The organism is Bacillus sp. FSL W7-1034 (assembly GCF_038593365.1).
Taxonomy (GTDB): domain Bacteria; phylum Bacillota; class Bacilli; order Bacillales; family Bacillaceae; genus Bacillus; species Bacillus altitudinis.
Genome location: NZ_CP151989.1, coordinates 1,356,666 through 1,380,292 on the forward strand (window position 1 = coordinate 1,356,666; position 23,627 = coordinate 1,380,292).

Here is a 23,627-nt window from a genome sequence, read left to right on the forward strand (position 1 = left end):
GAGAGCTTATCGGCTTAGGAGGAAACAAAATGCACCCTTTAAGAATGTTAAAAATGTTTGAAATGCAAGCAGAGTTAGACAGGAAAATCATTGAAGAAAAAGGGCTAGAAGGTCAAGACCTTCTGCCTGGACTTATCTTGGCGTTACAAGTGGAGCTAGGGGAGTGCGCTAACGAGTGGCGAGGCTTTAAATTTTGGAGCAAAGACCTGCAACCATGCACCGAAAAGTTGATAGAGTGTTCTCTTTGCATGGGAACTGGCGATATAAATTACGAAAGGGTCGCAGAGGAAGCAGAAGGCAGCGGAGGACACGAATATATCAAATGTGAAGAATGCAACGGAGAAGGAACGACAGGTACAAAAAACCCACTCTTAGAAGAATACGTGGACTGTCTGCATTTCATCTTGAGCATTGGAAATAGTATTGGTTATTCATCACGTATTTGTAATGTGAACTTATTGAGTAGAATCATCAAAGAAGTGAGCGTAGAAAAAGCGTTTCTAGGTGTCTTCAAAAGCGTTGCATTCCTATTTACGGAAATTGATGATTTTGTTATGGTTTATCACCACTATAGAAAAATTTTTAATGAATTTAACGAGCTAGGAAAAGCACTTGGTTTTACCCCTAAAGAAATAGAAGATGCGTACATGAAAAAGAACGCTGTCAATCATTTGCGGCAGCAGGAGGGGTATTGATGGATTTTGCTATCGTTAAACGACTACTAATCTTTTATATTGTGTTCGGATCGCTGTCCGCTTTAGCGATCATGCATATAAATTAAGGAGGCAATGAAAGACTTGAGATTACAAGACATTCCAAGTAAAATTATAGATATTGAGACTTTAGACACAGGAAAAGAGCCTATAATTTTCGTTTTATCTAATGGCATATTTAAATATGCACCGCTGCCGCCGCATGGTGAAACAAAAATCGTTACACATGACAACAAAGTAACTCGTGTTAGCTTCAATGAAGGCGAGTTATTCAAGTAAATAAAACCGTTCTACCGGAAAGCCGGGGGACACTGATCATAACAGCAAAGCGCTGTGTGATTGGTGTCCCTTTTTTTATTTCAGAAAAGGAGAAACCTAAATGAAAACGTTGAGAGCTGCTTTTATAAAAGCGGGTTATAAATCTATACCAACAAAAAGAACTGACGTTCCTAAGAACAAATGTGCTCGAAATCACACGCAGAAGCTTTCACAAAAAGAAATAAGAGAGCTTATGGGTGTTTACCGCCCAACATATAAAAGAGGGCGTGGCGGGGCATTTAAAAGCAAATAAAAGGGGGTGGTATTTTGAAAGATTTAATCAAGGAATATAAAGCAACTTTAGAAGAAACTAAAAGAAGTTTGACAGCATCTACAGACGAAGAAGAAAAGAAAACGTACCGCTCAATAATCTATGACTTAGAATATGCGGTCGAGTGGATGGAAACAGAAAGAGAACCAGGGGCAAGGCGTGACACGGATCGCCGCTCTTATTATCAACGTACTTTACTTGCAGATAACGGGTTGCTTGATGCCTTATCGTCAAAATATCATGTACCCGAACCCTCTCCACTTGAAATAAACGAAAATGAACTAGATTTACTCAATTATGTCTTGTCTACGCTGACGGATAAGGAGAAAGAGATTTTTATAACCGTTGTTGGTCACAATGTATCTTTCAGCAAATGCGCCGCACTTTATGGGATAGCAAAAGGATCAGTCCAAAAACATATAGAGAGGGGAAGAAAAAAGATCGCTCAAAAGGTAGCAGAATTGAGAGCGGGAGAAAGGGGATATGCTGATGTTGGGTGAACCGCCTGTAATTGATAAAAAGGAAACGAGAAAAAGAGTTGAAAGGATTCTCGACAACTATCGTTTGTATCTTCTCCAAGTCCCGGACGATATGCTTCCGAAGATAACAGGAGGATTCAGCATAGTGCCGCCCGCTACTACCAACGCTTTCCGTTCGTCAACTGAAAGCACAGCCATTAAACGTATTGAATGGGAGCAGAAACGAAATGCCTTTCTTGAGAAGGTGCAAAGAGCGGTCAATCGTCTTCCGTATAACGAGAGACAGATCATTATAAAACGTTACATGCAGCAAGAACCTGTTTTCGATTACCAGGTATATAACGAAATTGGCATGAGTGAAAGATCATATACACGCCTGAAAGGAAAGACGTTCCTAGACCTGGCGTATGCGCTCAATGAAGTTGTATTTAAAGCACCCGTTTAGAGGTGTTTTTTTCGTTCGACAAATTTCGTAGATAGTATCATATATTCGCTTTTTGCCGATAAAAAGGAGGGAGGGGATAAAATGTGGAATAAACACCACTTTAGCAATCACAACACAGCGGAGAAACCTTTTTTTACGATAGCACAAGATAACGGGAACGTGGATATTCTTTATAAACAAGGTGATGACAAGAAAATTGGTGTAAACACTGATGGCATGTATATATTAATGCGAGCATGGCTTGAAACTAATCATATGCTTGATCCAGAAAAAAGAAATAAATTAATAGAACTTTTGAAATAGCATCCTGCGGGGTGCTTTTTTATTTTGGCTTTATATTGGCGGAAAACTGGCGTATTTTTGGCGTTATGTTGGCGCAGCATGACAGAAAAAAGGTTGTAATATTGTATTATGCGATAGTTTGATAAAGAGAAAGCGAGGTAATTGATTTGAAGATTACCGTTCATAGAATGGAGCGGCATGCAACAAAACTATACGAACAAGGCACTTTCGTTTATGAACAAAATGTAACTATTACCGTTCAAGCTGAAGTCGTGCTTGAGAATCAAGTTTCTTTTTTAGCCGAGTTTACCTTTCCTGGTGTTAAAGATATTTCCTTTTCTAAAGCTGCTGAACTTGTACAAGAGCATTTAAAGCATGGCATTGCATAATTGCAGTGCTTTTTTTATTTGTTGGGAACGGCTGCCTTTTGGGATTTTGGTTGTGTAGTCGCAAGCGTCTTGAGGAATGGGATAGAGGCGCAAATAATAAAAGGAGTTGAATTACATGGCATCATTAAAAGGAGTGTCGGCTAATCCGACAAAAGCCAATCATATTCTAGGAGAGGACAAGGTCGTGCGTGTAGCTGTCAAGAATGACAATGACTATATCGCAGGTCCGAATCTTATTCCGCAGCGCAAGGTTAACGGTAAATGGGAAACGATTAAAACCAATTCCCCGAATCCACTTAACCCAGGCGAAAAGTTGTTTGATGAATTCAGTATGAAGGAATCATTTGGGAACAAAAAAGGGACATACCGATTTAAGGTGGACGCTGAACGATATGACAAGCAGGGCAACCACGTTGAAACCATTGGTACGTTCTACACTAGCGAATTTTATATTAAGTAATGATTGAAGCACCGTCTTTCATGGCGGTGTTTTTCTATTTGCTGTAAAGCGTCCCTGTCTGTTTACAAAATCAATGGCGGCTAACAAACGGGGGCGGCTTAGAACAAATAAAAAGGAGAGTGTAACCATGCGTATTTTAATTATCAAAAGCCGCTCCGCTTTAAGTGATAAGGCGAAGACAGCTTTGAAAGCAGAAGTAGAAGAAGCAAAACAAACGGGTCTTCTAGTCCTGGATCAAAACTATACATTCGATCTTATAAAGATTGATGACATTGACACAGAGGGATAACAAATGCCGTTAAAACGTTGTAACGTTCCCGCCTGCCGGGAATATATAGACTGGACCGAACGCTACTGTATGAAGCACCAGGGCTATGCTGATAAGCAATACAACAAAGATGTGAGATACAACAGGGAGAACGAAGCGCATTACAAATACTATCAAAGCAGAGAATGGAAATCACTTAGAGCAGCAAAGTTACGTGAGAGTCATTACAGATGCGCTGTATGTGCCGCAGAAGGACGTGTAAACATGTCCAATAGGTTAGTGGTCCATCATAAGTATAAAGAGCTTAGAGAGGTATTTCATGATGATATAGAGCGCAATGATTTAAACAATCTTGAAGTGCTTTGCCAGTTTCATCATAACCAGGAGACATTTAAGAAGTGACGGCATTTTCATTTCATTTTTTTGATTTAAGTCCCCCCGACATTTAACGGGGTGGGCTTTTTTGATTCCTGGAAATCGGCGTCCCCTCAACTTTAAAAAAAGTGTTGAAATGGAGTTTTGATTTTTCCCGTTTTTTGCGGTTTTTCACTCATTCATAAAATGGCTTGATCCTTTACAGGCGTTGAGATAGAGCGGAATCACTCATTTGTTTAATTGCCTAAAATTAATAGGTTGGATTTTGCTGAAAGGTGGTGGTTTTTATTGGCGAGAAGAAAACAAATGACGGACACATTAAAAGGGCAAATTTCAAACGAAGAACGAGAGCAGCGGCAGCAGCATGAAGAAAAATTGAAAGGCATTTCGCCATTGAAAGAGAACCCGCCTTATTGGCTGTCAACAATGGCAAAAAACGAATGGATCAGAATTTACCCTCATATTATCGAGCTGCCTATTTCGGAACTGGATCGCACTTTGTTGGCTATGTACTGTAATAGTTACGCACAGTATCGACAGGCACTAGAAGATGTGGCAAAAGAGGGACAAGTCGTTTTTGAAGTAAATAGTAAGGGGTTTGAAGTGAAAAAGAAAAACCCGTCTATTGAAATCATGATGCAAATGTCGAAAGAGATTCGAGCCATTGCGGGACAACTTGGTCTTGCGCTTGATGCCCGATTACGTCTAATCGGTTTAGGTGATGACAGCGAAGAAGACGATATTTTTGAGGCAATGAGGCAGGATGACGACGATTAAAAAAGACCCCGGTACTCTTTACGCTAAAAAAGTAGTAAACGGGGAAATTGTAGCAAGTAAAAAAGTCATCCAGGCATGTGAACGACATTTGCGGGATCTTGAAAAATCAAAAGACCCTAACTATCCATACGAGTACAAGCCCAAAAAAGGGGCGAAAGTTGTAAAGTTTCTTGAAATGCTGCCGGATATTTCAACGGGGAAACCTACGTCATTAGCACTCTTTCAAAAATTCATTGTCTATATGATATTTGCTTGGCGAGTCAAAGAAACAGGATATAGACGATTTACAAAAGCATATATCAGCATGGCACGTAAAGGCGGTAAATCCGTTCTTGTTGCCGGGATCGCTTTATATGAATTGCTTTTCGGTGATGCGCCTAGATATGATAGACAGATTTACACGACTGCAAACTCTCGTAAACAAGCAAAAGCGGTTTTTAACATGATTGTTATGCAACTTAAAAAGTTGCGGAAGAAATCAAAACAAATTAAGAAAATGACCAAGATCATTCAAAATGAAATCCGTTTCTTGTTAGAGGATAGCATCATCATGCCGTTATCTCGTGATACAGATAACCTTGACGGCTTAAACGTATTACTTGGCATTCTTGACGAATTTCACACGGCTACAAATACTAAAATGTTAGAAGTTTTAGAGTCCTCACAAATGCAACAAGATCAAAGCCTCATTTTGATCATTAGTACAGCCGGTTTCAAATTGAATGGTCCTATGTATGCTCAAGAATATCCGTATGTGACGGATATATTGAGCGGAAAGAAAGAGAACGAAAGTTATTTTGCCGTTGTCTATGAACAAGATGACGAAAAAGAGATAAGCGACGAAAGCACTTGGATAAAAAGTAACCCGTTGCTTGAAGTTGAAAGCATGAAAAAGAAATTGCTCAAGAACTTACGCAAAAAATTGAAAGAAGCCCAGGAAAAAGACGATCTGAACGGAACGCTTGTTAAGAACTTCAATTTGTGGCGTTCTGCTTCTTCGGATAGTTTGCTTAATGGCGACGATTGGAAAGATTGTGCCATTGAGGAAAAGCCGGATATATACGGGAAGCCTGTTTATATCGGTGTGGATTTGTCCAGGTCGGAAGATTTATCTTCACTCGGTTTTATTTATCCTTTAGAGGATGCCGAGGAAAACTTTTATATTGATAGTCATTCGTTTGTCGGGCGTAAAGGCGGTTTAGAAAACAAGATACAGCGTGACAAAATTGACTACAAGCGGCTTGAGCAAGAAGGGTATTGCACAATAACAGACAAAGAGTCCGGCATCATTAATTTACAACAGGTGATTGACTACATGGTCGATCATATAACGAAATATGATTTGCAAGTGAAGGGCATCTTTTATGATCCATATAACATTTCATTGTTTTTAAATGAAATTGAAAAATACGGCTACCCTGCTTTTGAAGTAAGGCAAGGGGTAAGGACGTTATCAGAGCCAACGAAAAACTTTAGACTCAACGTTATGGATCAGCGTCTCTTGCATACAAACAACCCATTGCTAAACCTTGCAATAAACAACGCCATTTTGAAAAAGGTCAATGATACGGTGCAGATCGACAAGGATTTGAACCGGGAAAAAATTGACCCAATCGCTGCCGTTATGAATGCATATACAGAAGCAATGTACCATTACGAGCAAAACGAAACGGATTGGGACGCCTACTATCAAAGTGAAGATTTTGGAATATAGAAGGAGGGGAAAGAGTGCCGAAACAATTCAATAATCTAATTTTAGGAGTATGGCGGTTCTTCATATCGAACCTTCATACTCTTTTGTTTTTGTTAGGGCTAATCCTCATCAATACCGCCGTTTATATGGTCGGGATGATTTTGGGGATTGCGGCTAGTGGTATTTTGCTAGTCTTTGTCGCCATTCTTCTCAACCATGAAACAGAAAGGGGGTAGAGGAAATTGGCGTTCTTTAGATCAATCAATCAACAAAGCGCAGGACAAAGGGAATTTAATGAAATTTTGGTGGGCTTAGATGGTTTAAGTTATGTTCCGGCAACAGCTATTAAAAATAGTGATGTGTTCACAGCGGTTCACGTCTTAGCGTCAGACATAGCAGCAAGCCCCATCATGATAAGAAACAACGGAATAGAAGAAAAGGATAGTGACCTGTTTCAGCTTATCAACGAGCGCCCAAACGAATATTACTCGGGGTACTCATTTAAATATATTCTTGTCGCTAATGCGCTTTTAAACGGTCAATCGTTTGCTTATATCAAACGGGATAAAGACGGCACGCCCTGGGAGCTTATTCACATGTTAAATAGTGAAGTCTCGGTTGATCAAATAAAGGGACGAAACGATATTGTTTATCGTTATTATCCTTCTGACGGAAAAGAAACTACTTTGAAACCGTCTGACGTGCTGCATATCAAATTTTCCTCACTGGATGGGGTAAACGGAAAGAGCCTCTTATCATGTCTCAAGCATGAACTTGAAAGCCAGGAAGCGGGCAAAAGGCTTGTCACGGACTTTTTCAGACGTGGTACAAATTTAAGCGGCATTGTAACGCTTAAAAAAGGCGTACCGTCGCCCGAAGCAAGGGAAAACTTGCGTAATGAATTTGAAAAGGTCAATTCGGGTGTTAGGAATCAACAAAGAATAGCGGTTTTGAGCGAAAACGAAGAATTTAAGCAGCTAGAAATCAGTACAAAGGTTCTTGAGATCGTCAACAACTACACGCATTCAACCAAACAAATTGCGAAAGTGTTCGGGCTGCCGCCTCATAAGTTGGGAATCGAGCAAGTGAACACTTCACTAGAACAAGCGAACCTGGATTATTTGACAAACACCCTTTCAAATTACTTTGCTGCCATTACAGCGGAGTTAAATTTCAAAATGCTTTTTTACCCGGAAAGCAGGACCAAACGTTTTCAGTTTGATGCAAGACGATTTAAGGAAACAGACGCTAAAACAAAGCGAGAAAACGTCATTGCATTACTTCAAAACGGCATTTATTCGCAAAACGACGCATTAGCAGAATACGGGATTGCGCCTATTGAAAATGGAGATAGGCGCTTTATGAGTTTGAACTATGTGGATGTTGACATTATGGACGAAATCCAAAAAGCAAAGGCGAAGGGGCTTCCTATTCCTTCACTTGATAAAGGGGGTGATGATATTGGAAAAGGAGATTAGAGCCATTCAAGAGGGTTCACTAAAGGCTACAGAAGAAACCGATAAAGGCAGGATGATCACAGGTTATGCATTGAAATTTGGTACACGCAGCCGAAACCTGGGCGGCTTCATTGAAACCATTGAAAAACGAGCGCTGCAAAATGCTGATATGTCAGATGTAAGGGCGCTTATTGATCATGATCCGTCAAAGATTCTAGGAAGAACCAAAGCCGGAACACTGAAACTATCTGTGGATGATATTGGCTTGCGTTTTGAATTGTCTCTACCTAACACGCAATACGCAAACGATCTATACGAAAACTTGAGACTTGGCAACATTTCAAATTGTTCATTCGGTTTTCATCTTGCGAAAAACGGCGACAGCTTTAAACGTGATGAAAAATCGGGGCTGCCGTTGCGGAGCTTAACAAATATTTCACGGATTACTGATGTTTCTATCGTCACTTATCCAGCTTATGAAGATACGGACGTATCAATTGCACAGCGGCATTTAAAGCAGCATCAAAGCAGCCATTTAGAAAAAGAAAAAATCAAGTTAGAGCTTGAGCTAATTAAATTAAGTCTTTAGAAAGCACTCGTACATTGCGGGTGCTTATTTTATTTGGAAAAGGAGCATGTACACATGTTAAAAGAGAAAATCCAAGAATTACGTTCAGAGATCACAAAGAGACAAACGGCTATTAATACAAAAATCAAAGAAGCTCATCAAAGAGCGGAAGAAGACAAGCTAGAAGAAGCAAAAACGATTAAAGATGAAATCACTTCTTTAAAAGCAGAGATTGAGACAATGACAGAAAAGCTAAAAGAATTAGAAGAATTGGCAGGAATGGAAGCGGAGGAAATCACAGAGGGAGCACGTGGAGGAAAAACAGGCGAAGAAAGAACATTTCCATTAGGTACGCCTCAAGTGCGCCTGGATAAAGGAATCGAAGAACAACGCCGCAGCTTTGAAACGTTCTTGCGTACTAGAGGTGAAGTCCGGGACGGTTTGACAACAGAAGGAGCGGCGGCAATTATCCCGATTGAGGTTATTACGACACCGCAGAAAACGCCGGAAGATATTATTGACTTAGTTGAATTTGTGAATAAAGTCAACGTGACAGCACCATCCGGCTCATATCCAGTTTTAGAAAACACAGAAACCGAACTTGTGTCGGTTGCGGAACTTGAGAAAAATCCAGAGTTAGCAAACCCAAAATTCAATAAAATTGATTGGAAAGTTGAAACGTATCGTGGTCAATTGGCTATCTCTCAAGAATCAATTGATGATTCCGGCGTTGATTTAACGGCACTTGTAGCGGATCATTTGCAACAGGTCAAACGAAACACAAGAAATACAAAAATTGCGGGTGTCTTAAAAACGTTTACAGCTAAAACAGTTACAGGAACGGACGACATTAAAAAGATTTTAAATGTTGATTTAAAGCAAGCCTATGCCCGTAATGTTCTTTCGACGTCATCCGCATTTCAATTCCTAGACACGCTAAAAGACAAAAACGGTCAATACATCTTGCAAAGTAACATTTCTTCACCATCCGGCAAAACGCTTTTCGGAAGCCCGATCAAAGTTGTTGATGATACATTACTCGGCAAAAAAGCCGGTGATATGAACATGTTTATCGGTGACTTAAAACGAGCTGCCTTCTTTGCTAATCGTGTGGACGTTGTTGCGAAGTGGGTTGAAAATGCGGTCTATGGTCAAGTCCTTTCCCTTGCTATTCGTTTCGACGTAAAGCAAGCAGACAAAAACGCAGGCTTTTATGTAACAATCAAGCCGCCAGTTGAAACAGGCGCTACAGAATAGGAGTGAAGAAATATGACCCTTGAAGAATTAAAACACGCTTTAAGGATCACTCATGACCTGGATGACAAAATGCTAGAAACCATAAAAGCGGCTGCTGAAAAATTTATAAAAGATAGCGTCACTTTATCGAAAGAGAGGGACGCTTTTTTTAATGACAACCCTTGTTTTGATGATGCGGTCATGATGCTTTGTGGACATAGGTACGAAAACCGATCAGCGGTATCAAACAAGAATTTGCAAGAAGTGCCATTCGGCGTTATGTCTTACATCCAACAATTCAAAGGAGAATACCCATCATGGACTACGGACGATTAAATACGCCGATCTCTTTTGTAAAAAAGGAAAATACAAAAGACCCTATATCCAGGGAGAACACGACCACACTAGAAAGACTTTTCACCACCTGGGCGGAGCGGCGAGACCAAAAATTAAGAGAAAAGCTATCAACAGCCGGAACGGTTTTAGAGGATAGTTTGACGTATGTTATTCGCTATCAACAAATATCGACCATTTCAAACGCTATGCACGTACAGGACCACTTGACCAACGAGCTTTATCAAGTCATTGATATTCTGCCAAACGAGCAGGACAAAGACTTGATCAATGTCTTTGTAAAGAAGGTGAGTTGATGGCGCTTGAAGCTAATGGTTTAGAAGAAACATATAAAGCCATTGAAAAGATGGCTCGTCAAAACATAAAAGCGGAAAAGGCTGCCGTTCTTGCAGGAGCACAAGTGATGGCGGATGGCTTGGAAAAGAACACGCCATTTGATAGCGATAGCGGCAACAAGAAGCATTTAAAATCAGATGTTTTCTATTCCAAACCAAGAGAGGACGGGGAAATATATTCAACCGTTGGCTATGGTAAGGAAACGGCTTATAGGCTGCATTTTACTAACTTCGGAACGATCAAGCAGCGCCCGCAAAGTTTCATAGAGCGCACGATCAACGAGTATGAACAACTCGTTTTATCGAAAATGCAAAGTGTTTATAGGGGGTTGCTCGGGCTATGATGCTACCAATTCAAGAAGTAGAAATGATTTTGACAGGATCAGCCGATCTGACAAGCTACGTGCCGGATGAGAAAGTCTTTCTTGTGGACGTGCCGGAGTTAGATCAAAAGGTAGATCAAGCCCCAATGATCCGCATTAATGAGCTTGAAAGCTATCGTAATGCGTATGAGGATGATCAAGCGACAGGCATTAGCGTTGATATACAAATAGATTTATGGACCGGGACAATTAAGGAAGCACAAGAAATACAACCGATTATTGATCGTTTGATGGCTTCGGCTGACTATCAGCAATACGCTTCCGCATTTGATAAAGACCCGGATATACAACTGTACAGATATGCAAGGCGGTACAGAGCAAATAAAGAAATAGAAATCAATTTTTCATAGAGAGGATGAAATAAATGGCTACAACAGGATTGAGAGATATTCAAGTCGGCGTTTTTGAGGATGACGCCGCCAAAGAAGCAACCGAAGTAATAAAAGTACCTGGGGCAATTGAATCAAAATTAGAACCAAGCTCGGAAATTGCCGTTCTTTACGGGGATGATGGGGTATTTGATCAAGAAGGCTCGGGAGTTGGTGAAGCAAAGCTAGAAATAAATGTGGCTGACCTTACAACAGAAATGAAAAATAAATTGCTAGGCGCTGAATTAATTGGCGGCTGGCTTGAGGCATACGGAAAAGATACTGACCCGCCTTTCGTTGCTATCACGTTCCGGCAGAAAACAAAGGGTGGTTTTTGGTATGTTGGGCTTTTGCGAGGTAAATTCGGTATTCCGTCTAATGAAGGTAAAACAAAAGAGGATAAAGTCGAATTTATTACGCCAACTATTGAAGGACAATTCATGCCCCGGAAATTTGATGGTTGGACGTATATCATGGCGCACAGCGCAAGCCCTGGATTCACCGAAAAGGGATTTTATGATTTTGTCTTTAAAGGGATCGCCCCTAGCACTGATGATGACAATGGAACAGCGGAAGCGCCATCAAGCACCACAACAAAAAAATAGTGTTTTCTGATAGCCAGGTAATTTATTTTACCTGGTTAAACTGGATTCATTAAAAAATATACGAGGTGTTTAATATGTTGAAATTAACAATGATTGATGCACAAACAAAAGAAGAAAAAACGTACACAAAGGATATGCCGTCAGCTCGTCAATTAAGACGTGCGCTTGAATTGCAAGCTCAAGGTGAACAAGAAAATTTAGACGCAACAACAATGCTAGATGAAATGATTGCCTATGTTGTGGACGTATTCGGGCAACAGTTTTCATATGATGATTTTTTAGACAACATCCCGTCTGACGAAACATTTCAAACCATTGCTGATGTCATCCTGCAAGTGACAGGACAGAAAAAGGGAAACGACGGCTTGAAAAAGAAAGCGGTGAAAGCACAGAAATAGAGCATTTAGAAACGTGGCAAGATTACCTAGATTCATTAGATGACATATACGAAGATTTGATGAAAGAAGGGTACAAATATCATGAGATAGACAACATGGACTTGAACGGATTTTTACGTCTTGCGAATCGAAAAGGACAAAGCACGGGCAGCGTTCCAATAGATCAGATTTTAAAACCAGGAGGCTTTTGAGCCTTCTTTTATTTTTGAATTTTTAAGGAAAGGAGGTAAACCATATGGCTACGGAAGGGCGTCCGATAGGTTCATTAGTCGTTAATACGACGTTAGATAGTACAGGGTTTGACAAAGGCGTCACAGCCTTGAGGCAGCAGCTTAAAACGGCACAGTCCGCAACCAAAGCAACCGCAGCCGAATTTAAAGCATTAGATGACAAGCTCGGCGAAAGTAAAAGTAAGGTGTCGGGTTTGTCGGATCAATTGAAGATTCAAGAAAGAATTGTAGATTCCTATAGACAAGCATATGAAAAGCAAGTGGAGCAATACGGCGAGGGATCAACCCAGGCGCAGAAATACGCACAACGCTTAAACTCTCAAATAACAAGTTACCGCAATATGCAAAACGCTTTAAGACTTGCACAAAGTCAAGTGGAGCGGCTTGAGCGTGCCGAATCAGAAGCAGCAAACAGCGCCGAAGATTTAGCGGCCAGTCATCAAAATGTATCTAATGATGTAACGGCAGCGGGTAAAGAGGTTTCCAAACTCTCAAGCATTTTAAAGGGCGGATTTGCTACGGCAGCGGTGGCGGGTACGGCAGCCATTGGAGCATTAACGGCAGCCGTTGGCACGCTTGGTGCAAAAATGACGGCTGATATACAAGCGTCACAAGGGCGTTTAAGAGCGCAGCTAGGTTTGACGGGTGATGAAGCCAAAAAGCTCACAGGAATAGCAAAAGACGTGTGGTCACAAGGCTTCGGAGAGAATTTGGATGATGCCAGGAATGGTCTGTTTCAAATTAAACAAAATATCCGAAGTATTGCAGACAAGGACCTTACTGACGTAACCAAAAAAGCCCTGGTTCTTGCTGATGCTTTTGATTCCGAGGTAAACGAAGTTGCGAGAGCAGGAAACAACATTATGAAAGGTTTTGGCGTGTCTGTGAGTGATGCGTTCGATCTCATGACATATGGAGCGCAAAACGGATTGAATTTTTCAAACGAAATGTTCGATAACCTGTCCGAGTATTCAACGTTATTCGGGAAAATGGGTTATTCAGCACAAGAATATTTTCAATTACTCGTCAATGGAACAAAAGCGGGCGTATATAACCTGGATTACGTCAACGACGTTATGAAAGAGTTTCAAATTCGAGTCAAAGACGGTTCAAAATCTACCAATGCCGCCATGATGGATTTGTCCAAACCAACTCAAAAGATATGGGAAAATTTCTTGAAAGGTAAAGGAACTGTTAAAGATGTTTCAAATGCCGTTTTAAAAGAGTTGAAAGGCATGAAAGACCAGGTGGACGCTAACAATATCGGCGTGGCTCTTTTCGGGACAAAATGGGAGGACTTAGAGGCTGACGCCATGTATGCCCTGGGCGGCATTGATGGGAAAATCGGTGACGTAAAGGGCAAAGCTGACGAAGCAGGGGCGGCGTTGCAAGACAATCTAGGCACACGCTTTAAAAAGATCGGGCGTCAAGCACTGTCAGCATTAGAGCCAATAGGAGGCGCAGCGGCTACATTTCTTGAGAAGGCATTTAATATTGCTGATCCGATCATGAAACAAATGTCCAGCGCTGGCAATACAGTAAAACAGGCAATGGCGGGTATTTGGGGCATATTGCAAGGTGAGGGAAGCGCTGAACGCTTAGAAGGGTACGGCATATTATCGCAGCTTTTCCCGCCTGGCGTGGTTGATATGATTGTCAGCACCACTGATACAGTGAAAGGCGTAATAGATACTGTTAAAAATTCATTTAAGAGTATGCAGCCGACTTTCCAGGCAATAGGCGGCATTTTGATGAATGTATTTGTTACAATGGCGCCGATTGTAAAACAAGCCCTGGGCGGCATTCTGTCATTTATCGGACAGCTTGCCGCAGTGTGGGGAACATTTTGGAAAGAAAACGGCGGTGTCATTACACAAGCCTTACAAAATATATGGTCCGTTGTTCAATTTGTTATGCCCGCAATTATTGCCATTATCAAAAGCGTTTGGGGCAACATTAAAGGGGTTGTCATGGGCGCAATGCAAGTGATTCAAGGTGTCATAAAATTCTTCTCGGGTTTGCTAACGGGAGACTTCGGTAAGATGTGGGAAGGCATTAAAGATGTGTTTTTCGGCTCGATTACTTCGATATGGAATTTTGTTCAACTTTCCTTTTTCGGAAAGATTCTCGGGATTGCGAAATCGCTAGGAAAAGGGCTTTTAGGCATCTTCCCGAAAATGTGGTCTAGCATTGTCGGTTTCTTTAAAAATGGAGCTGCAAACACCGGGAAAATGGTCACTTGGCTTAAAGACAAAGCCGTTTCAATTGCAACAAGCATGAAAGATGGCATGATCAAACGTTTTTGGGACATTGTAGACGCAGCCAAAAAATTGCCGGGTAAAATCGGTAATGGAATTAAAAACATGGCATGGGAGGCGCTAAAAGGCGTCAAGGCATTAGCAAATAAAATGAATGACAAACTTTCCTTTGTTGTGAATGGCGTAATAGGTGGCGTTAACTGGGTTCTTGGTAAAGTTGGCGTTCCAAAAGAAAATCAAATACCGGAATGGACACCGCCAAAATACGCAAAAGGGACAGGCGGACACCCAGGGGGACCCGCCATTCTAGGCGACGGAGGGATGCAAGAACTGTTTATCACGCCTGGCGGTCAAATGGGGCTGTCTCCTTCAACTGACACAATGATGAACCTGCCTAAAGGCACGGAAGTATTGTCAGGACCTAAAACGAAAGCGTTGTTTGATGGCGTGCCATTTTATAAAGATGGTACAGGCAAGGGCGGCAATTTCATTTCTAGTCTTTTCGGTAAAGTGAAAGACCTGGTACTTGATGTGTCTGACTTCATTACAAAGCCTAGCAAGCTACTGAATACATTACTTCAAAAAATGGGGATCACGACCCCGAGCATGGCAGGGGGCTTTGGTCAGATCGTTAAAGGCAGCTTTTCTTTTATCAAGGACAAAGCGGTTTCCTTTATTAAAAACAAGATCAAAGACTTTGGTTTTGTTCCTGGTGAGGGAGGCAGCGCAGCCGTCAAAAAGTGGGTTGCTCAAGCTATTGCAATTAAAGGTATTTCCCCTTCTTTTTCAAAGGCGCTTGAAACGATCGCCATGAAAGAATCGGGCGGAAATCCTACAGTTGTAAACAATTGGGACAGCAACGCAAAAGCGGGGCATCCGTCCCAGGGACTTATGCAATTTATACCAAGCACATTTGCAGCAAACAAAGAGCCGGGTTACGGAAATATCAAAAATCCTGTACACCAGGTTCTTGCGGCTATCAACTATTTGAATAGTCGGTATGGCGGAATTAACAAGCATCCTGGTTTAGTCAACATGAGAAAAGGCGGCAAGTACATTGGCTATGATAAAGGCGGTATCATTACCCGAAATCATACGGCAGAGGTCCACAAAGGGGAAATGATTTTACCTTTAAGGCAATTCAGAAGAAACAGAGCTATGCAGGTGCTTGCTCAAGCTAATCGAATGGTTGGCTATCAGCCCGAGCAGCCAGGGCAAGGATCAACAAATGTGATTGTTCAAAATGATAGTGCCGAGGCTATTAAGCAGCTAGAAAACAAGTTTGATCAAATGATCGGCTTGTTGACACAAATCGCCATGAAAGACACCACGATTAATGTTGAGGGACTAAACAAGTACAATATGGATTTACTCAAAAATAGGCAGCGTAGGGGAGGGTTTGCGACTTGAGCTATGAATTTTATACGGATTACGGGGAAGGGCTTCAATTGATCAGCAAGCGCCTTCCCTTTTTACGTTGCGTAAAATTTACGCCTGTGTCGGCTTCTATCGAACGTCAAACGGCAGTAGTGGCAAATAGACCAGGATTAAAACAAACGTCGAAAAAAGTCCGTTTTAAAGAAAGAAAGATCAAAGCACGATTTTATATTAAAGCAAAAAGCACGGATCAATTTAATAGATACAGGGCAGCGCTCACCAGGGAGCTAGTAAGAGAAGAACCCTATTACATTAGTTGTTCTTTTTCACCTGGTATACGTTACCTGGTGACGTGTGATGATGAAATAGAAATCGAAAAAGATGACGGGAAAAATTATAAAGAAGTTGATGTGGAATTCACCGCAGGGCTTGGGCTTGGCGAAACCGTCTTTAATACTGAAAAGCTTTTGAATTTGAGCGGTGAAAATTTTCATATCGGCATGAATTTGCCGAGTCAAGACAATCTCAAATATAGCTTTACGTCCAAGACGTTTAAAGTCTATAACGCTTCTGATGTGACAATTGATCCGATTGACTTTGATTATAGCGTCACCCTGTATTTAACAGGTAAGGACGTGAAGATACGCAATGATGCTACGAAAGAGGCGTTAACGATAAAGGGATCAGTTTCAAAAAAGCAAAAAATTATTGTCACAAGACAATATGTCATGATTGATGGGAAAATGGCGGATACGTCCGGTCGCTTTCCGAGTTTGCGCCCTGGCTTTAATCCATTTGAGATCGAAGGCGCATCCAGTATTGATATGCGGTTTGTCTTGCGCTTTTACTATAAGTAGGTGACATGATGAATCAATTATTTGTACAGTCAAAGCACGATCCAACAAATAAAATACCTTTGGAACATGTAGAACCCGAAGTCTCGGATAAATTAGACGGCACAAAGCAATTGTCATTTCAATGTTTGCAAATACCCGAGACTGAACTGGCTTTCGATATGCTTGTAAATGACAACATTTTGCTTATAGATGAGATCGAGCATAAAGCGCAGCGATACATTATTGTCGAGGATGAAAAGCGCACAGAAAACGGCGTGTCATTCCGAAATGTGGTGGCTGATCATATGTATATTGTTCGTCTGACATATAACCAGGTGGATGAAGAAATTAACGGAGAAATAGATATAGACACAGCACTTAAACACGCTTTAAAAGGAAGCGGTCTTTCCTTTACCATCATGCCGGATGCTAAAGGATTGAAAGCCAAACTAGAAGGATTCGGCAAGAAAAAGTCGTTAGAGCTGATGAACGATCTTATATCGGCTTTTGTTGTTGAACTTGATGTAAACAACGATCATATTTACGTGTATAAAGAAATCAAAAAGCGGATCAATTATAAATTAGATACCAGGGCGAATATGAATACGATCAGTGTCAAAAGCAGCCTGTCCGAGTCTTACACAAGAATAAAAGGTTATGGCAAGGTAAAAGAAGAAAAGGACACAGCAAGCGAGGAAACTAAAGGCTATGATAGTAAATCGGGGAAATGGAAAACAAACAGTGATTTAAACGCCATGTATGCGGAGGATGTTGGACAAACGTTCTCTTTTAAATTCAAAGGAACAGGCTTCAGCGTGAAACTGATCAAAGAGAAATTAGGCGGGAAAATCACGTTCAACATTGATAAAAAGACAAACAAAACATTCAGCACGTACAAAGACACGGGCAAAGAAAGTCATGTGGTTGAAACGGTTGACGTGATCCGAGGTCTTGAGGATAAAGAGCATACGGTCGTTGCAACGTTTAAGGGAAAGGACAGCAAAAACCCGAACACGAAAAAAATGAAAACGGGTTTCCGGGTGAGCGTGCCTAACGGGAATTTTATTGGACTTTATCGGACCTTTAAAAATGATGAAAAGTATATGTTCCCACCTGTGACATACATTCACCCCGACGAAAAACTTTTTCTTGTAGATGGTCGCCCTAGAGTAGCAGAAACAATTTACGAGGATTCCATTTCAAAAAGAGAAGACATGGAAAAATTTCTGAAAGGGAAAATTGATCCTTATCCAAAATTAACAATAGAATTGGATTTTGAAAAAGTGTATGATCCGAAGCTCGAAGCGATTGAGGACAATATTTCCAAAGGAGCTATTATTCCAGTCATTGCCGATACAGCTTACGGCATCCTGTTTGAAGGAGAGGTAAGGGTACAGGAGATCAAATACAACCCTCTTAATTTGGACTTAAAGCCGTCTGTCACGCTGACAAACTATCGTAAAGACATTATTGACTATCAACTAGAGCAGACCGTCGCAATGAAAAAGCAGCGGAATTTAATCAAAAAAGAAATAGCAGAAATGCTTGAGGCACAAAAGAGCATAGCAAGCAGCACGCAAAGCCAATTGAATAATATCAATATGAAGGTTTCCCAGGATTTGAGTTTGTCATATTCAAGTATTACGAAAACCTGGTCAATTGATGATAGCAGCGTTGACGGTGCGGAAATTGACGAGATAGGGAATACCATTGATATTGATATAGGAATTGACATAAAACCGAAAAGTCCCAGGGCGGGAGTTGATTTTGATTTAAGTCTAAAGGGGATTACGGCAGGCGCAACCGTTGATACTACCAACCCAAGCGGCATGAATATTATGCTTGCTAAAGGTGGTCAAAGGATCAGCCCAACGGCTGCCGATTTACCAAACGGCGCACAAATTAATATTTCATTTTACTTAGATAGCTGACGGGAAACCGTTGGCTATTTTTTATGGAAGGAGCTGATAGAATGGGAAGGTTTAATTTATTGAAAGTCTTTAAAATTGGCAAGAATGCAGAGTTTGAAGATAACCTATCGCAAAACGCAAGGTCCACGGAAAACGCTTTGAATCAACTGGACATAGAAATCAAAGAACATAAAGCAAGCGATAAAGCCCACGAAGCGTCAAGCATCATCCACAGAGGGAAAAGCGTCGCACATTGGCTCAATAGTTATTGGTCACGACTTGTTAATCTAATCGTCAATCATGACGGCAACGATATAAAAGAGGTTGTGGACGGAAGGGTTTCACTTGATGCGACCATTCACCCGACTTTGAATGATCGGCTTGAATATGACTTTGATCAAGTGTATAAACGCTTTGATTTTTTGCCGGATATAAATGTTATTTTACTTGGAGCTGATCCGACAGGGAAAAAGGATTCTGCCCCAAGTATACAAGCTGCACTTGATCGTGCGAAAGGCGGTAAAAGCGTAAGGGTATATATTCCCCCAGGCACTTATAAATTAGGTGCGCCATTGATCAATTGGGGAAATACGTTAGTAAGTGCAAGAGGTGCGACCCTTTTAAATTATTATGGTAGATATATGATGACAAATGGTGATGGATCGACTGAATACTATGCTTACAACGGAAACGGAAATATTGTAATTGAAGGCGGCTTATGGGATTGCCGAGGAACAAAAATTTCAATGCGAAGTAACTGTTTTTCATTCGGACACGCCAGTAATATTTTGATTAAAGAAGCGACGTTTAAAGACGTGCAAAGTTACCACGCTGTGGAATTTAACGCATGTCGTCATTTCAAAATTGTTGATTCAAAATTTATCGGGTTTGTTGATCCTGATGGAACAAGGTACTTCTCCGAAGCGGTTCAAATAGACCTAGCGCAGCGCAAGGAAGTTTTCGGAGCGTTTGGAGCTTATGATTTTACTGTCTGTAAAGATGGTTTAATTGATAATTGTTATTTTGGGGCATCCGGCACAGCGGGTACGCAAGCATGGACAAGAGGCGTCGGTTCTCATTCGTCCACAATTAATTATTGGCACGAAAATATTACGGTTCGCAATTGTACGTTTGATGATATTGATGGATGGGCAGTGCGTGGATATAACTGGCTGAATACAACTATTACCGAAAATACGCTTCGTAATTGTCGTTTTGGCATTACTGTAAGTGCAATTGATCCAACCAATCCCGCACATACAAAGAACGATAAATTTGAACAGCTTTCAAAATCACAGAAGTTTTATCATGTGGTTATTTCCAATAACACCATTTTGAAAACACGTGCCAATGAAGGGATTTATGTACGTGGGATCGGTGAAGATGGTTTTGTAAGAAACGTGAATATTGTTGGAAATATTATCGACGGAGTAGATGGACCGAATCAAGCGGCAATTAGATTAGATTCTGTTAGAAATGGCGTTGTTGTTGCCAATCAATTATCTAATACTTCCGGTGACGGGGTGAGAATGAATGATTGTGTAGGTGTCAACGTAGGAGATAATCAGATCAGCTTTATCGGTCGGGACGGAATTGCAGCGTTTGGAGAGTCTACCCTTCTAGTGATTAACGGAAATAATATCCGACGTCCTGGACGCTATGGTATTGAACAGTCGGGCGTTTTAATTGCATCCATAACAGGCAATTTAGTCACTGGTGCAGGCTACAACAAGCATGGTGAATACGAAGCGATACGGATCGCAAATGGCGCACGTGACATTTTACTTGCAGGAAACACATGTAGGTCGTTATCTTCCCTTAGTAACCTAGCAAGGGCGGGTATTTATATTACTGATTCAGCGAAAAGAGTTGTTAGATACGGAAATGTTTGCCGGGGAGATTGGACCATAGGCGGCATTGTTGATAATGCGCCGGACACAATCACAGACGCAAAGGATGTGGCATGATGTTTTTAGTTATGGGAAATGAAAAAATAGAGGTTGATTCTGTCATTCTATCAAGAAATGAGTCAATCACGGGTTACAGCAGCGAAGGGGAAAAAATTATTCGGCTCGAGGGCGTAAACTTCCAAAATGTTTATTTGGAAGATGCAGACGGTCAAAAGGTTGATTTTCCTGTAGAACAAACAACAAACCCTAGCGAGATTGAAGAAATGAGAAAGACCATCAAGGAACTTAATGAAAAAGTGCAGCAGCTAGAGGAAAAAGAAAAGGTGGTAGAACATGACCAATCAGTTATTTAAAAATGGTGTGCTGCCTTTCGTGGTTGACGCCTATGATCAAAGCGTGTACGATTCAAAAATTGTTTTTTCGACCCAGGACATAGGCACAGCAAAGTTAGTCTTTCAAATGCGTAAAGATGGTGTGCCACTTCCGTTGTCAGCGGTTGACGGAAAACTCGTACTAAAATTTGCAAATGGATCGAAAAACATTCGGAATATCACTCTTATAGACAAGGTTGAGGGAATAGCTGAATACGTCTTAGATAATGACGAAATCAAGCTATACGGCAAGGTCCAAGCGTCATTAAACTTGTATTATCGGAACGGGCAAGCCTTGTCCATTCACGAATTTACTTTCGATATACAACGAAATTTAATTGACCAGGACATTGCCCCGGCAGCGGAGTTTTATATTGATGATTTTCAATCGTTGAAAAAACAAATTGAACGTATGGCAGCGGAGCTTGAAGCAGATATAAAAAAGCGCACTGACGATATGCAAGGGAAGATTGATACAACCACTCAAGAGCTTCAAGAGCAGCTAGACAGGATGAAAGAGAAACTTGACGATCTCGAAGCGCTTGAAACCAAACAAGGCGCACAAGATAAAGTAGACAAAGCGCTTGCAGCAGCTAAAAAATATACGGACGATCATGCAACAGATCAAAAAATACATGTGACCGAAGATAAACAAAAAGCGTGGGACGCAAAAGAAACAACTTCCGGCGCTCAAACTAAGGCTAATAAGGCTTTGAGTGACGCAAAATCATACACAGACGAGTTATCCCAAAAAGCACAGATGTATAAATTGACGACAGATTCAGGATTTAGACAAGCAGTGCCAACCACAATCGGAGGAACTAATTTGTTTGATTTACCGCCTGGCTTCTATTATGGCGCAGGTCAATATTTTACGAATCTGCCGACCACAAATGATACATCTTGGTTTAACGTTGATGTATTTACAACAGGTATTAGAAAGAACTTCCATGTCATCCGCAGCGCAGATAATACACATTGGGTTGGAACAATTCATACAGACGGGACATTTCGGGGATGGAAAAGAATACTAACAGTAGAAGATGTGGCGAACAGCACTTATGTTGATACCTATGATCAAGATAATTCATCGGTTTCCGCTGCTGAAAATGTAGCGACCAAGCTTGTTTTTGGGGCGACACGAGCGGACGATTTATCAGAGTATAACCGTTCTCGTGCTGAAATCACACTGAAAAATAGTGGTCTATATTTGATCAGGCTTTATATAACTAGCACAAATATTACAGTTGGATCGGATAATATTTTATCGTGCTATGTGAATGGAACAGAATTTCAACGTTTTGGAAACTGGAATCCAGCAACATCATCAAGTACGTGCGTGCTTTATTTATTACAAAAATTTAAAGCCGGGGATAAGGTAACTTTCTATATAACACCACGAGGGACCAACAAAACAGTATCAATAAACACAGCTTACGTTACCATGTCTCAATTGAGATAGGAGGGAAAAGATGAATAAAGCGCTAGCGATTAAACATTTATACCCGAATGCAGAACTAGGTAAGGATTATTCGGTTCGGGATGATGGAGAGGGACAATTCATAGACAAGTGGTCATTAGATGATCCTATCCCGTCAGATGAAACGTTAGAAGTCGCATGGAATGAATACCTAGCCAAGAAAGATGAAAAGCCCTTATCTAGCGTTGAAAGGCAACTCCTACTTCTAGGGGAACAACTTGCCCTAGAAAAAATAGGGCGTCAACAGTCGGATAGAATGAATGCAACGCTAGGGCAGCAGCTTGCAGAAATGCGAATAGAAATCCTTAAATTAAAGGGAGGGTTTACAGATGAATCTTAATTTTTGGGTGTTAGCTCTTTTTTATAAATGGGCTACAATTGCAATGGTCAAACAAGCTATGTCTTTTGATGACTGTAGTATTGAAGATTTAGAAGAAGGTATTCAAAAAGGGTATTTAACGATTGAACAATATGAGCAGATCACAGGTGAGCCGTACGAGGTATAGGCTTATTTTTTATGGCGGGAGTAGGTGAGTATGGTGGAAATGGATTTGGCGCAGTATTTGATGACACAAGGACCGTTTGCGGTTCTTTTTTGTTGGGTGTTGTTTTATGTCCTCAATACAACTAAAGAGCGTGAGAACAAGCTAAACGAACAAATTGACGCACAAAATGACGTACTAGCAAAATTCAGTGAGAAATATGACGTGGTAATCGAGAAATTGGATCGTATCGAAAGAAACCAAAAATAAAACGAAAAGAGGAAATTAATATGAAAAACTTTGACAAAGGCACGGTCGTTCGCACGGTGCTTCTTTTTATTGCACTAATCAACCAGGCGTTAATTATGTTTGGAAAACCTGTTTTGCCGATCAGTGAGGACCAGGTAAACACATTAACAGAAACGTTATACCTTGCCTTCTCAATGATCTTTACTTTAGTGACAACCCTTGTCGCATGGTTCAAAAACAACTATGTGACAAGTCGAGGGAAAGCCCAAAAAGAAGCGCTGCAACAAAAAGGATTAACAAAATAAAGGGCTGCCCAGGCAGTTCTTTTTTAATACCAAAAACAATTTTAA

At 40.9% G+C, this 23,627-nt stretch carries 32 protein-coding genes; all 32 read left to right on the forward strand.

Annotated elements, in window-relative coordinates; translation table 11 throughout:
• The first annotated feature begins 29 nt into the window (after positions 1-29).
• The 32 genes from NST73_RS06895 to NST73_RS07050 all read left to right on the forward strand — a co-directional run bounded on the left by NST73_RS06895 (position 30) and on the right by NST73_RS07050 (position 23,582).
• Positions 30-695: a dUTP diphosphatase gene (locus tag NST73_RS06895; protein WP_326378907.1), complete on the forward strand. Its 666-nt coding sequence runs from the start codon at positions 30-32 to the stop codon at positions 693-695.
• Between the two features lie 102 nt (positions 696-797).
• Positions 798-992, forward strand: a complete 195-nt coding sequence (locus NST73_RS06900; protein ID WP_326378909.1) for an XtrA/YqaO family protein — start codon at positions 798-800, stop codon at positions 990-992.
• A 100-nt stretch (positions 993-1,092) separates the two neighbouring features.
• Complete coding sequence (locus NST73_RS06905) at positions 1,093-1,284, forward strand: hypothetical protein (protein ID WP_326378910.1); 192 nt, start codon at positions 1,093-1,095, stop codon at positions 1,282-1,284.
• Positions 1,285-1,298: 14 nt separating this feature from the next.
• The gene (locus NST73_RS06910) at positions 1,299-1,802 is read left to right on the forward strand and encodes a sigma factor-like helix-turn-helix DNA-binding protein (RefSeq protein ID WP_342499480.1); all 504 of its coding nucleotides are present in this window, start codon (positions 1,299-1,301) and stop codon (positions 1,800-1,802) included.
• The gene (locus NST73_RS06915; RefSeq protein WP_243173019.1) at positions 1,792-2,226 is read left to right on the forward strand and encodes an ArpU family phage packaging/lysis transcriptional regulator; all 435 of its coding nucleotides are present in this window, start codon (positions 1,792-1,794) and stop codon (positions 2,224-2,226) included. Before NST73_RS06910 ends, NST73_RS06915 begins: the two co-directional genes overlap by 11 nt.
• A gap of 81 nt (positions 2,227-2,307) precedes the next feature.
• Entirely contained in the window at positions 2,308-2,529 is a 222-nt protein-coding gene (locus tag NST73_RS06920; protein ID WP_185107928.1) for a hypothetical protein, read from the forward strand.
• A gap of 146 nt (positions 2,530-2,675) precedes the next feature.
• Positions 2,676-2,897 (forward strand): hypothetical protein, encoded by a 222-nt coding sequence (locus tag NST73_RS06925; protein WP_326377917.1) that lies wholly within the window; start codon positions 2,676-2,678, stop codon positions 2,895-2,897.
• A gap of 115 nt (positions 2,898-3,012) precedes the next feature.
• On the forward strand, positions 3,013-3,357 hold the full coding sequence (locus NST73_RS06930) for a structural protein (protein WP_326377918.1): 345 nt from the start codon (positions 3,013-3,015) through the stop codon (positions 3,355-3,357).
• Between the two features lie 127 nt (positions 3,358-3,484).
• Positions 3,485-3,646: a hypothetical protein gene (locus tag NST73_RS06935; RefSeq protein WP_185106914.1), complete on the forward strand. Its 162-nt coding sequence runs from the start codon at positions 3,485-3,487 to the stop codon at positions 3,644-3,646.
• 3 nt (positions 3,647-3,649) lie between these two features.
• The gene (locus NST73_RS06940; protein WP_342499481.1) at positions 3,650-4,027 is read left to right on the forward strand and encodes an HNH endonuclease; all 378 of its coding nucleotides are present in this window, start codon (positions 3,650-3,652) and stop codon (positions 4,025-4,027) included.
• A 261-nt stretch (positions 4,028-4,288) separates the two neighbouring features.
• Positions 4,289-4,777, forward strand: a complete 489-nt coding sequence (locus NST73_RS06945) for a phage terminase small subunit P27 family (protein ID WP_061418885.1) — start codon at positions 4,289-4,291, stop codon at positions 4,775-4,777.
• Positions 4,764-6,491 (forward strand): terminase TerL endonuclease subunit, encoded by a 1,728-nt coding sequence (locus NST73_RS06950; protein ID WP_342499482.1) that lies wholly within the window; start codon positions 4,764-4,766, stop codon positions 6,489-6,491. Before NST73_RS06945 ends, NST73_RS06950 begins: the two co-directional genes overlap by 14 nt.
• 14 nt (positions 6,492-6,505) lie before the next feature.
• Positions 6,506-6,706 carry a hypothetical protein gene (locus tag NST73_RS06955; protein ID WP_216942384.1) on the forward strand — a complete coding sequence of 67 codons (201 nt, stop codon included), beginning with the start codon at positions 6,506-6,508 and terminating at the stop codon, positions 6,704-6,706.
• Positions 6,707-6,712: 6 nt separating this feature from the next.
• Entirely contained in the window at positions 6,713-7,948 is a 1,236-nt protein-coding gene (locus NST73_RS06960) for a phage portal protein (RefSeq protein ID WP_144739477.1), read from the forward strand.
• On the forward strand, positions 7,926-8,516 hold the full coding sequence (locus tag NST73_RS06965) for an HK97 family phage prohead protease (protein WP_342499483.1): 591 nt from the start codon (positions 7,926-7,928) through the stop codon (positions 8,514-8,516). The genes NST73_RS06960 and NST73_RS06965 overlap by 23 nt, the downstream gene beginning before the upstream one ends.
• Positions 8,517-8,570: 54 nt before the next feature.
• Complete coding sequence (locus tag NST73_RS06970) at positions 8,571-9,752, forward strand: phage major capsid protein (protein ID WP_342499484.1); 1,182 nt, start codon at positions 8,571-8,573, stop codon at positions 9,750-9,752.
• A gap of 12 nt (positions 9,753-9,764) precedes the next feature.
• Positions 9,765-10,067, forward strand: a complete 303-nt coding sequence (locus tag NST73_RS06975; protein ID WP_211063501.1) for a head-tail connector protein — start codon at positions 9,765-9,767, stop codon at positions 10,065-10,067.
• Positions 10,049-10,381, forward strand: coding sequence for a head-tail adaptor protein (locus tag NST73_RS06980; RefSeq protein ID WP_342499485.1), 333 nt, complete (start codon positions 10,049-10,051; stop codon positions 10,379-10,381). The genes NST73_RS06975 and NST73_RS06980 overlap by 19 nt, the downstream gene beginning before the upstream one ends.
• Entirely contained in the window at positions 10,381-10,764 is a 384-nt protein-coding gene (locus NST73_RS06985; protein ID WP_073206589.1) for an HK97-gp10 family putative phage morphogenesis protein, read from the forward strand. The genes NST73_RS06980 and NST73_RS06985 overlap by 1 nt, the downstream gene beginning before the upstream one ends.
• Positions 10,761-11,153 carry a hypothetical protein gene (locus NST73_RS06990; protein ID WP_212362278.1) on the forward strand — a complete coding sequence of 131 codons (393 nt, stop codon included), beginning with the start codon at positions 10,761-10,763 and terminating at the stop codon, positions 11,151-11,153. The genes NST73_RS06985 and NST73_RS06990 overlap by 4 nt, the downstream gene beginning before the upstream one ends.
• A gap of 14 nt (positions 11,154-11,167) precedes the next feature.
• Positions 11,168-11,776, forward strand: coding sequence for a major tail protein (locus NST73_RS06995; protein WP_342499486.1), 609 nt, complete (start codon positions 11,168-11,170; stop codon positions 11,774-11,776).
• 74 nt (positions 11,777-11,850) lie between these two features.
• On the forward strand, positions 11,851-12,174 hold the full coding sequence (locus NST73_RS07000) for a hypothetical protein (protein ID WP_061418915.1): 324 nt from the start codon (positions 11,851-11,853) through the stop codon (positions 12,172-12,174).
• A gap of 235 nt (positions 12,175-12,409) precedes the next feature.
• A complete protein-coding gene (locus NST73_RS07005) occupies positions 12,410-16,072 on the forward strand; it encodes a phage tail tape measure protein (RefSeq protein WP_342499487.1) in 3,663 nt (1,220 codons plus the stop codon).
• Entirely contained in the window at positions 16,069-16,896 is an 828-nt protein-coding gene (locus NST73_RS07010) for a phage tail domain-containing protein (protein WP_340937675.1), read from the forward strand. Before NST73_RS07005 ends, NST73_RS07010 begins: the two co-directional genes overlap by 4 nt.
• Positions 16,897-16,901: 5 nt before the next feature.
• On the forward strand, positions 16,902-18,806 hold the full coding sequence (locus NST73_RS07015; protein WP_342499488.1) for a phage tail protein: 1,905 nt from the start codon (positions 16,902-16,904) through the stop codon (positions 18,804-18,806).
• Between the two features lie 41 nt (positions 18,807-18,847).
• The gene (locus NST73_RS07020; RefSeq protein ID WP_340937672.1) at positions 18,848-20,752 is read left to right on the forward strand and encodes a right-handed parallel beta-helix repeat-containing protein; all 1,905 of its coding nucleotides are present in this window, start codon (positions 18,848-18,850) and stop codon (positions 20,750-20,752) included.
• The gene (locus NST73_RS07025) at positions 20,749-21,048 is read left to right on the forward strand and encodes a hypothetical protein (RefSeq protein WP_342499489.1); all 300 of its coding nucleotides are present in this window, start codon (positions 20,749-20,751) and stop codon (positions 21,046-21,048) included. Before NST73_RS07020 ends, NST73_RS07025 begins: the two co-directional genes overlap by 4 nt.
• On the forward strand, positions 21,029-22,528 hold the full coding sequence (locus NST73_RS07030; RefSeq protein WP_340937668.1) for a BppU family phage baseplate upper protein: 1,500 nt from the start codon (positions 21,029-21,031) through the stop codon (positions 22,526-22,528). The genes NST73_RS07025 and NST73_RS07030 overlap by 20 nt, the downstream gene beginning before the upstream one ends.
• Positions 22,529-22,538: 10 nt before the next feature.
• Entirely contained in the window at positions 22,539-22,886 is a 348-nt protein-coding gene (locus tag NST73_RS07035) for an XkdW family protein (RefSeq protein WP_165378956.1), read from the forward strand.
• A complete protein-coding gene (locus NST73_RS07040) occupies positions 22,876-23,052 on the forward strand; it encodes an XkdX family protein (protein WP_340937665.1) in 177 nt (58 codons plus the stop codon). Before NST73_RS07035 ends, NST73_RS07040 begins: the two co-directional genes overlap by 11 nt.
• Before the next feature lie 33 nt (positions 23,053-23,085).
• On the forward strand, positions 23,086-23,298 hold the full coding sequence (locus tag NST73_RS07045; RefSeq protein WP_034324986.1) for a BhlA/UviB family holin-like peptide: 213 nt from the start codon (positions 23,086-23,088) through the stop codon (positions 23,296-23,298).
• Positions 23,299-23,318: 20 nt separating this feature from the next.
• Entirely contained in the window at positions 23,319-23,582 is a 264-nt protein-coding gene (locus NST73_RS07050; protein WP_340937663.1) for a phage holin, read from the forward strand.
• The last annotated feature ends 45 nt before the right edge of the window (positions 23,583-23,627 follow it).